Source organism: Streptodolium elevatio (genome assembly GCF_040649515.1).
GTDB classification, from domain to species: Bacteria; Actinomycetota; Actinomycetes; order Streptomycetales; family Streptomycetaceae; genus Yinghuangia; species Yinghuangia elevatio.
Map to the genome: position 1 here is coordinate 67,534 of NZ_JBEZFP010000033.1, position 10,051 is coordinate 77,584.

Sequence of the window (10,051 nt, forward strand, 5' to 3'; positions counted from 1 at the left end):
AGCGGGCGCCCGCGTGGCGAGGAGAGAACTTGAGTCATCCGCATCCGGAACTCGGAACGCCCCCGGAACTCCCCGAGGGCGGGCTGCGTGTCATCCCTCTCGGCGGTCTCGGCGAGATCGGCCGGAACATGACCGTCTTCGAGTACGCCGGGCGGCTGCTGATCGTCGACTGCGGGGTGCTCTTCCCCGAAGAGGAGCAGCCCGGTGTCGACCTGATCCTGCCGGACTTCACCGCCATCCGGGACCGGCTGGACGACATCGAGGCCATCGTGCTCACGCACGCGCACGAGGACCACATCGGCGCCGTGCCGTACCTGCTGCGCGAGAAGGCCGACATCCCGCTCATCGGGTCCAAGCTCACGCTCGCGCTCATCGAGGCGAAGCTGAACGAGCACCGGATCCGCCCGTACACGCTCGAGGTCTCCGAGGGCGACCGTGAGCGGCTCGGCCCGTTCGACTGCGAGTTCATCGCGGTCAACCACTCGATCCCCGATGCGCTGGCGTTGGCGATCCGTACGCCGGCCGGCATGGTCGTGCACACCGGCGACTTCAAGATGGACCAGCTGCCGCTGGACGGCCGCCTGACCGACCTTCCGGCCTTCGCCCGACTGGGTGAAGAGGGCATCGACCTGCTGCTCGCCGACTCGACGAACGCCGAGGTCCCCGGGTTCATCCCGCCGGAGCGCGACATCGCCGGCGTGCTGGACCGGGTGTTCGCGGACGCCGACCAGCGGATCATCGTGGCGAGTTTCGCGAGCCACGTGCACCGCATCCAGCAGGTGCTGGACACGGCGTACGCGTACGAGCGCAAGGTCGCCTTCGTCGGCCGCTCGATGGTCCGCAACATGGGCGTGGCCCGCGACCTCGGCTACCTGAAGGTGCCCGCGGGCCTCGTCGTCGACGTCAAGACGCTCGACGACCTGCGCCCGGACGAAGTCGTGCTGGTATGCACGGGTTCGCAAGGCGAGCCGATGGCCGCGCTGTCGCGCATGGCCAACCGCGACCACCAGCAGATCCGCATCGTGCAGGGCGACACGGTCGTGCTCGCGTCGTCGCTGATCCCGGGCAACGAGACCGCGGTCTTCCGGGTCATCAACGGGCTCACGCGCTGGGGTGCCAACGTCGTGCACAAGGGCAACGCCAAGGTGCATGTGTCGGGTCACGCGTCGGCGGGCGAACTGCTGTACTTCTTCAACATCGCCAAGCCCCGCAACTTCATGCCGGTGCATGGCGAGTGGCGCCACTTGCGGGCGGCCGCCGACCTGGCGCACAAGACCGGCGTACGCAAGGACCGCATCGTGATCGCCGAGGACGGCGTCGTGGTCGACCTGGTCGAGGGCGTCGCCCGCATCACGGGCAAGGTCCAGGCGGGGTACGTGTACGTCGACGGCCTGTCGGTCGGCGACGTCACCGAGTCCTCGCTCAAGGACCGCCGGATCCTCGGCGACGAGGGCTTCGTGTCGGTCTTCCTGGTCGTCGACTCGTCGACCGGCAAGGTCGTCGGCGGTCCGCAGATCACCGCGCGCGGGTCCGGCATCGACGACGCCAAGTTCGACGACGTGATCCCGCGTATCGAGGACGTCCTGACGAAGGCGGCGGCGGATGGTGTGGCCGAGCCGTACCAGTTGCAGCAGCAGGTGCGTCGCGTCGTCGGGAAGTGGGTCAGCGACACGTTCCGCCGCCGGCCGATGATCCTGCCGGTGGTCGTCGAGGTGTGAGACACCCCGAGGCAAGGGCCGCAGGGCCGTAGGCCCCGGTACGACCTTCAAGGGGGCCCGAGACGGTACGCCGTCACGGGCCCCCTTTGCGTTCGCTCCGCGCACCGGCACTGCGCCGGCTTGCAGCAGCCCTTAGGTCGGCCTCGCCCTCCAACCCGTCTCCTCCGTCGTCCAGTCCGCTCCCGCGCCTCCTCCAGCCCGTCTTCCCGTCGTCGCCCGCGTCCGACCAGGGCTCAATCCGGCGCTACTTTCGCCCCCGCCCAGCGTGATCTTGTAATCCCGGCTGGGGCTGCGGGCGTGTCGCCGACCGGTTGTGCGACCCCGACGTCCACCGGCCGTCAATGCCCGTCGAGACGACCGGCGCGCCATCGGGATTCCTGCGCGAACTACCCCACTAATCCCGGCAAATCCCCACTCGCCGGTGTGATGATCTGCCTTCTCTGCGTCCCCACGGGACCTCCGTAGCGTCAGCCGTGCCCCGGGAAACGTCCCGCGGCACGACGCTCAGGAGGAGCCATGCGTTCCATCTCCCGTATCGCCCACCGCAGCCGTACGCGCGCCGCGGTGATCATGCTGTCCGGCGCGGTGGCGGCGGGTGCCGGCATCGTCGCCCCGACCGCGGGCGCGTCCGCCCATGCCGCCGGGACGCAGGTCTCCGCGGCGCCGCGGTGCAACTTCGTCCCGCAGGACTTCCGTCCGGAACTGGGGGAGAGCTCCGAGGGTGAGGCGGTCGCCCAGGTGCAGTGCCTGATCACCACGCGGTCGGCCTACACGAAGAAGTTCGACGTGTCGGGGATCTACGGCCCGGAGACCACGCGCGCCGTGCTGTGGGTCCAGAAGTGCAACAAGGTCACCGAGACCGGGTACACCGATCCGGCCACCTGGAAGGTCCTCTACCGGGCGAAGAAGGGCTGCGGGAAGTCCGCCGTCACCAAGCCGCCGGCCAAGCCCGTCACCAAGCCGCCCGCCAAGCCCGTCACCAAGCCGCCCGCCAAGCCCGCCACCAAGCCACCGGCCAAGCCCACCAAGCCCGCCACAACCAAGCCGACCAAGCCGGCCAAGCCCACGAAGCCGGCCAAGCCCGCCGGCGCCACCAAGCCCAGTAAGCCGACCACGACCAAGCCGACCAAGCCGAGTACCCCGACCAAGCCGACGAAGCCGGCCAAGCCCGTGGCCTACGCCGCACCGTTCGACATCGGCGGCGGGGAACTGCCGTGGGACCAGCGCCCGGTGTGATGAGCGGAACGCAAGGGCCCACCTGTGGACGGCGCGCCGCGCCGCCGTCCACAGGTGCCCACACTGACGGCATGCCCGGCGATGTCGATCTCACGGACCTGTTCTCCAAACCCTTTACGGCCGCGCAAGCCGCAGAGCGTGGCTTCAGCCTGTCGGTGCTCAGGCGCTGGTTGCGCAACGGCGACATCCGGCGCGTCGTGCAAGGGGTGTACGTCGGCAGCCATCTGCCCGACACACCCACGCTCCGCGCCAAGGCGGTCGCCGCCTTTCTCCCCGGTGCCGTGATCTGTGGGCGAACCGCGGCCTGGATATGGGGGATCGGGGCCGCCGGCACGCACGACGACAAAGGCAAGCCCCTGCCGGCCGAGTTCGCCGTGCCGTCCGGGACCACGCTGCCTCGCCGCAACGGGTGTCTGGGGCGGATCAGGAACTTCGAGAAGGGAGACGTGACCACCGTCGCGGGGGTGCAAGTAACGACACCTCTGCGTACCGCCGCCGACGTCGCCCGCACGGAACCACTCCCGGAGGGCATTGCGATCCTGGACGCCTTCCTGCATCAACGCCAGGTGAGCAAACGCCAACTGGATTCCATGGCGGGGCGATTCGCCGGGTTCGCCGGGGTGCGGCGCCTGACCGAGGCCGTACGCCTGGCGGACGCGGGCAGCACGGGGCCGGAGGAGACCCGGCTTCGCCTGTCCCTTGCGGAGGCAGGGGTGCCGCCGGCCGAACCGGGCTGGCGGGTCATGTCCGCCTTCGGCCGTGTTCTGCACCGCTTCTCACTGGCCTGGCCGGATCTCCATCTCGCGGCAGACGTGGAGCCGCCGAGGAAACCGCCCGCACTCGCCGGAGCTCCGGACCCATCGACGACGTTCCACGGCCCATCTGCCGTGTCACGGGCGGACGTTGGTGAACGAGCGGCACCGTCCGCACCGGACGGCATCCCCGCCATCCGGGTCCGCAGCCGCAGTATCGGCGGCGTCACCTGGCGCGTCGTGGAGTGCGGCGCGGGAGAAGTCACCGCCAATCGAGACATCGTGGTCGCCCACGTGCGCCACGAATTGATGACCCGTTCCACCGCAGGCCCTGAGCCTGCCCGACAAGCGGCCTGAACGCGCCCTGGCGCCACCTGCCACCCAGGTGTCGCGACGGGGGAGCGCCTTCAGGCCAGGGCGCGCCCGACCAGCCCCCCTCGGGCGCGCCCGCCGGGCCGTCGAGACCGCACGCCGCGGGACGGCCTGGAGGTGGCCTGAACTCGGGTGGGCGGCGCCGCCGGCGTCGACTGCTCAGTTCTCGGCGACGCGGAGGACGACGATGGCCATGTCGTCGCGTGCGGGTTCGGCGGCGAAGGCTTCGACCGCCCGGTGGACGCGGGCGGCGACCGCGCCGGCGGTGAGACCGGTGCACCCCGCCAGCACTGTGGCGAGGCCGTCCTCGCCCATCATGCGGCTGCCTTCGCGGCGTTCGGTGACGCCGTCGGTGACGCACAGCAGTACGTCGCCCGGGTCGAGGTCGACGGTCTCCGAGACCAGATCCAGTTCGTCCAGTACACCGAGCAACGGCTGTGGTGTGGCCACCTGTTCGACGGTTCCGTCGGGACGTAGCCGGAGCGGAAGGGGGTGTCCTGCCGACACCAGGTTGAGGCGTACGCCGCCGCCGTCGCGGTGGGTGATGTGGCCATGGAGCAGCGTGAGGAAGCGGCTGCGCGGACCCTCGTCCAGGATCGCGGTGTTGAGGCGCTGCAGCACCGCGGGGACGGGCATGCCCTCGCGGGCCAGCAGGCGCAGGGCCTGGCGGGCGAGGCCGGTGACGGCCGCCGCCTCGGGGCCGGTGCCGCAGACATCGCCGATCGCGAAGCCCCACAGGTCGGGACCGATGGTGAACAAGTCGTAGAAGTCGCCGCCGACTTCGTTGCTCTCGCCGGACGCCTGGTAGACCACCTCGACGTCCAGGCCCGGCACCTGCGGCAGGTCGGGCGGCAGGAGGCTGCGCTGCAGGGCCTGGCTGGTGGCACTGCGCTCGGAGTACAGGCGGGCGTTGTCCATCGCGAGTGCGGCCCTGCGCGACAGGTCCTCGGCGAGCTCCAGGGTTTCGCGCCGGAAGCGTTCACCGGTCGCGTTGCCCAGGGTCAGCATGCCGATGCCGCGACCTCGGGCGACCAGCGGGAGGGACACCACCTCGCCGGTCACCAGGTCCTCGTGCTGCGCCGCGGCTTCCGGGCCCAGGCGCCGCAGCCCCGGCCACGCGCGGGCACCCGGCGTCGGGTGGGCGCGCGGCGGGTCGGCCTTGTCCAACAACTCGCGGAGGTCGTCGATGCGCATCTCGTCGGTGTGCCAGACACAGCTGAGGGTCGGGTCATGACCCTCGCCAATCGTGTGCACGGCACACCACGTCGCCAGCCGGGGGACGACGATCTGCGCGACCATCGCCAGCGTCATCTCCGGGTCGAGGGTGCCGGCGAGCAAGTCGGAGGCCTCGGCGAGGAACGACAGCGAGCCGCGGCGGACCCGTTCGAGTTCGGACAGCCGCGCGCTCTCCACGGACAGCGAGATGCGGTCGGCCGCACGTTGCAGGCGCGCCGCGGCGTCGTTGTCGAAGTGCGACGGCGATTCCGACGCGACGCCGAGCGTGCCGGTCAGTCGGCCCTCGACCTTGAGCGGAGCGGTGACGGCGGAGCGCATGACGGTGTCGGCGAGCAGCGGGACCGCATCGCGGACCGCCTCGGCGTCGTCGTGGACCGCGGGCATGCGTGCGGTGCCGAAGCGGCCGGTCGTGGTCTCCACCGGCACCCGGGCGAACCGCTGTTGCGCGGAGCCGAGGCCGGTGGTGGCGCGGACCTCCATCTCGCTCTCGTCGTCGGTGGCGATGAGCACGAACGCGGCGTCGCCGTCGAGGAGATCGCGGGCGCGCTCGATGGCACGCTGCAGGAGGTCGTCGAGTCCGGGGCGGTTCGCGCCGTCGAGGCCGTCCCATTCCGCGTCGGTGGGCGGCGGCACCGGTGTGCGTCCGGCGGCCGCCGCGGCGCGGTTCTCCAGCACCGCCCGGGCCCGGGCGGGGACGGCCAGCAGGACGAGCTGGGGGTTGTCCGACGCGTCGCGCAGGCGCACGTGCGAGGCGAAGACCCGTACGGGGCGTCCTTCGCCGTGCCGGATGTCGTACATGCCCTGCCAGCGGGACAGTTCGAGCATCGCCGCGAACGGGAGGTCGGCGTCCGAGTTGTCGGGGGTGTGCGGCCAGTCGACCAGTTCGGACAGCCGCATGCCCACCGCGTCCTGTGCCGAGCGGCCGAACAGGTCCGCGGCGTCCACGTTCCAGTGCGTCACGCGCTGGTGCGCGTCGGCGTGCACGACCGCGACGCGGACGGGTGTGTCCGCGCCGGGCAGCACATGCGTGGGCAGGGTCGGCCCGGCCAGGCTGGTGGCGGACCCGCCGTCGGGCAGGTCGAGGCGGAACCACACCTGCTTGACGGACTTGGTGTACTCCACGCCCCACGCCGAGGCGATCGACGCGGACAGGAAGAGGCCGCGGCCGCTTTCGTCGTCGGCGTCGAAGACGCCCACCGGAGCGGGCAGCTCCAGGGTCGGGTAGCGGTCGACGACCTCGATCTGCACGGCGGCGTCGTACCGCACGCAGGACACCTCGGTGGCCGTGCCGGCGTGCACGATGGCATTGGTCACAAGCTCGCTGACGAGCAGGACGGCGTCGTCCACGACCCCCGCCGCGTCCCACTCGGTCAGGGTCTGGCGGACGAAGGATCGCGCGGCGGCCACCGAACGGCCCTCAGGGGCGAACGTGGCGCTCACTCTCGCGGTGACGACCATGTCGGTTTCCGGATCCATGTGCATCCTGCGACGTCGGTGATTGCGGTGGCGCGACCTCGCTGCCCTTCCCGATCTGTCTCGTGGCGAACTGTCGCGATCAGGTGTTATGCCTGGTTCACGACAGTTCTGCGGACCTGTCTCGTTGTGCCACGGCTTGACTACCAGGCGCAACGTAGTCACGCGGCAGCTCCGCACATTACCGCGTCGTCGCGACACGGGCGCAGGTCCTTGACGAACATTGACCCCTGTGTACGGCCGTCGGACCTGGGGACTCGGCCCTGCGCCGCGTGGGATGGTGGAAGACTGCCGCTATCAGCGGCGACCGCCCCACCCGGGCCGAGGGACCGGGCGGGCGCCGGGGCCGGGTGGAGGAATCTCGAGATGGCGAACGCTTCCAGGCGGGACGGACGCGCCGCAGGCGCGGCGAAGGGTGTGGGCAAGGCTGCCGGCGGCAGCTCGGCCAAGGCACCGGGAAACTCGCGCAAGGGCGTGCCGCAGGACGAAGCTCCGGGCGCGGGCGGCGGTGTCGCGACCGCCCGTCGCGACGACGACCGTGAGTTGCGCCAGCTGCTCGACGCGCTGACCGCGGTACGCGACGGCAATTTCCGGCGCCGCCTGTCCGTGTCGAGCGACGGGCTCATGGGCGAGATCTCCGCGGTCTTCAACGACGTCGTGGACCGCAACCAGCACCTGGCCAACGAGCTGGCCCGGGTCCGCCGCGTGGTCGGCCGCGAGGGGAAGCTGAGCGAGCGGTTCGTGCCCGGCCCGGGGGAGGGCGCCTGGGCGACCAGCTTCGACGCCGCGAACGCCCTGGTCGACGACCTGGTCCGGCCGACCGTCGAGGTCGGCCGGGTGCTCGCCGCGGTCGCCGAGGGCGACCTGTCGCAGCGGATGGACCAGCGCATCGGCGACCAGCCGCTGCGCGGTGAGTTCAACCGCATGGGCCGTACGGTCAACGGCCTGGTGGACCAGTTGTCCGCGTTCACCAACGAGGTCACCCGGGTGGCGCGCGAGGTCGGCACCGAGGGCAAGCTCGGCGGCCAGGCGCAGGTGCGCGGCGTCTCCGGAAGCTGGAAGGACCTCACCGACTCGGTCAACACGATGGCCAGCCGACTGACCCTGCAGGTCCGTGACATCGCACTGGTCACCACCGCGGTGGCGAAGGGCGACCTGTCGCGCAAGGTGACCGTCGAGGTCGCCGGCGAGATGCTGGAGCTCAAGAACACCGTCAACACCATGGTCGACCAGCTCTCCGGCTTCGCCGACGAAGTGACCCGCATGGCCCGGGAGGTCGGTACCGAGGGGCGCCTCGGCGGCCAGGCCCGCGTCGAAGGGGTCTCCGGTACCTGGAAGGACCTGACGGACTCGGTCAACGTCATGGCGGGCAACCTGACCGCCCAGGTACGCGACATCGCGCAGGTGACCACAGCCGTCGCGTACGGCGACCTGACCCAGCGCATCACCGTGTCGGCGCGCGGTGAGATGGCCCAGCTCGCCGAGACCATCAACTCCATGACCGGGACCCTGCGGACCTTCGCGTCGGAGGTGACCCGCGTGGCCCGCGAGGTCGGCTTCGAGGGCCGACTCGGCGTCCAGGCCCAGGTGCCCGGCGTGGCCGGCACGTGGAAGGACCTGACCGACAACGTCAACACGGCGTTCTTCAACCTGACCGCCCAGGTACGCGACATCGCGCAGGTCACCACAGCCGTCGCGCAGGGTGATCTGTCGCAGAAGATCACGGTGGACGTCTCCGGCGAGATGCTGGAGCTGAAGAACACCGTGAACACGATGGTCGACCAACTGTCCGCGTTCGCGTCCGAAGTCACCCGCGTCGCCCGCGAGGTCGGCAGCGACGGCATCCTGGGCGGCCAGGCCCAGGTGCCCGGCGTCGCCGGAACGTGGAAGGACCTGACCGACTCCGTCAACTTCATGGCCGGCAACCTCACCGGCCAGGTCCGCAACATCGCCCAGGTGTCCACAGCCGTCGCCCGCGGCGACCTGTCGCAGAAGATCACGGTGGACGTCTCCGGCGAGATGCTGGAGCTGAAGAACACCGTCAACACGATGGTCGACCAACTGTCCGCGTTCGCCTCCGAAGTCACCCGCGTCGCGCGAGAAGTGGGCAGCGACGGCATTCTCGGCGGTCAGGCGCGCGTCGTGCCCGGGGTCGCCGGCGTCTGGCTCGACCTGACCGACTCGGTGAACTTCATGGCCGGCAACCTCACCGGCCAGGTCCGCAACATCGCCGACGTGACCACCGCGGTCGCGCGCGGCGACCTGTCCAAGAAGATCGACGTCGACGCGCGCGGCGAGATCCTCGAACTCAAGAACACCGTCAACACGATGGTCGACCAGCTGTCGGCCTTCGCGTCCGAGGTGACCCGTGTCGCCCGCGAGGTGGGCACCGAAGGCATCCTGGGCGGCCAGGCGCAGGTTCTCGGCCTCGGCGGCGTGTGGCGCGACCTGACGTACTCGGTGAACTTCATGGCGGGCAACCTCACGGGGCAGGTGCGCAGCATCGCGTCGGTGGCCACCGCCGTTGTGCAGGGTGACCTGTCGCAGAAGATCACGGTCGACGCGCGCGGCGAGATCCTGGAGCTCAAGACCACGATCAACACGATGGTCGACCAGCTGTCCGCGTTCGCCGGCGAGGTCACCCGTGTGGCCCGCGAGGTCGGCACCGAAGGCCGCCTCGGCGGGCAAGCCGACGTCAAGGGCGTCTCGGGTACGTGGAAGGACCTCACCGAGTCCGTCAACGTCATGGCGAGCAACCTGACGGGCCAGGTGCGCAGCATCGCCGAGGTCACCACCGCGGTCGCCCGAGGCGACCTCACCCAGAAGATCATGGTCGACGCGCGCGGCGAGATCCTGGAACTCAAGGACACCATCAACACGATGGTCGACCAGCTCTCCGCGTTCGCCGACGAAGTGACGCGGGTGGCGCGCGAGGTGGGTACGGAGGGCATCCTCGGCGGCCAGGCGCGCGTACGCGGGGTGTCGGGTACCTGGAAGGACCTGACGGACAACGTCAACTCGATGGGCAACAACCTGACCAGTCAGGTCCGCAACATCGCGCAGGTCGCCACCGCGGTCGCCGACGGCGACCTGTCGCAGAAGATCACCGTCGACGCCCGCGGCGAGGTCCTCGAACTGAAGAACACCATCAACACGATGGTCGACACCCTGCGCGCGTTCGCCGACGAAGTGACGCGGGTGGCGCGCGAGGTGGGTACGGAGGGCATCCTCGGCGGCCAGGCGCACGTGCCCGGGGTGGCGGGG

Annotated in this window: 5 protein-coding genes; 4 read left to right on the forward strand and 1 reads right to left on the reverse strand. The window is 70.6% G+C overall.

Going from position 1 to position 10,051, the window contains the following annotated elements:
- The first annotated feature begins 29 nt into the window (after positions 1–29).
- The 3 genes from AB0C36_RS15500 to AB0C36_RS15510 all read left to right on the forward strand — a co-directional run bounded on the left by AB0C36_RS15500 (position 30) and on the right by AB0C36_RS15510 (position 4,063).
- Complete coding sequence (locus tag AB0C36_RS15500; protein ID WP_358353976.1) at positions 30–1,718, forward strand: ribonuclease J; 1,689 nt, start codon at positions 30–32, stop codon at positions 1,716–1,718.
- A gap of 516 nt (positions 1,719–2,234) precedes the next feature.
- The gene (locus AB0C36_RS15505; protein WP_358353978.1) at positions 2,235–2,954 is read left to right on the forward strand and encodes a peptidoglycan-binding domain-containing protein; all 720 of its coding nucleotides are present in this window, start codon (positions 2,235–2,237) and stop codon (positions 2,952–2,954) included.
- A gap of 71 nt (positions 2,955–3,025) precedes the next feature.
- A complete protein-coding gene (locus tag AB0C36_RS15510; protein ID WP_358353980.1) occupies positions 3,026–4,063 on the forward strand; it encodes a type IV toxin-antitoxin system AbiEi family antitoxin domain-containing protein in 1,038 nt (345 codons plus the stop codon).
- 174 nt (positions 4,064–4,237) lie between these two features.
- Here AB0C36_RS15510 and AB0C36_RS15515 read toward each other — a convergent pair whose 3' ends face one another.
- A complete protein-coding gene (locus tag AB0C36_RS15515) occupies positions 4,238–6,790 on the reverse strand; it encodes a SpoIIE family protein phosphatase (protein ID WP_358353982.1) in 2,553 nt (850 codons plus the stop codon).
- Between the two features lie 621 nt (positions 6,791–7,411).
- On the opposite strand from AB0C36_RS15515, the gene AB0C36_RS15520 reads away from it, so the two are divergent.
- Positions 7,412–10,051: HAMP domain-containing protein (locus tag AB0C36_RS15520; RefSeq protein WP_435839049.1), on the forward strand; the 2,640-nt coding region annotated here is incomplete at its 3' end.

Coding starts and splice junctions, on each gene's coding strand:
- AB0C36_RS15515 (WP_358353982.1), bottom strand. CDS start 6,790: ATGGATCCGGAAACCGACATGGTCGTCACCGCGAGAGTGAGCGCCACG.
- AB0C36_RS15510 (WP_358353980.1), top strand. CDS start 3,026: ATGCCCGGCGATGTCGATCTCACGGACCTGTTCTCCAAACCCTTTACG.
- AB0C36_RS15505 (WP_358353978.1), top strand. CDS start 2,235: ATGCGTTCCATCTCCCGTATCGCCCACCGCAGCCGTACGCGCGCCGCG.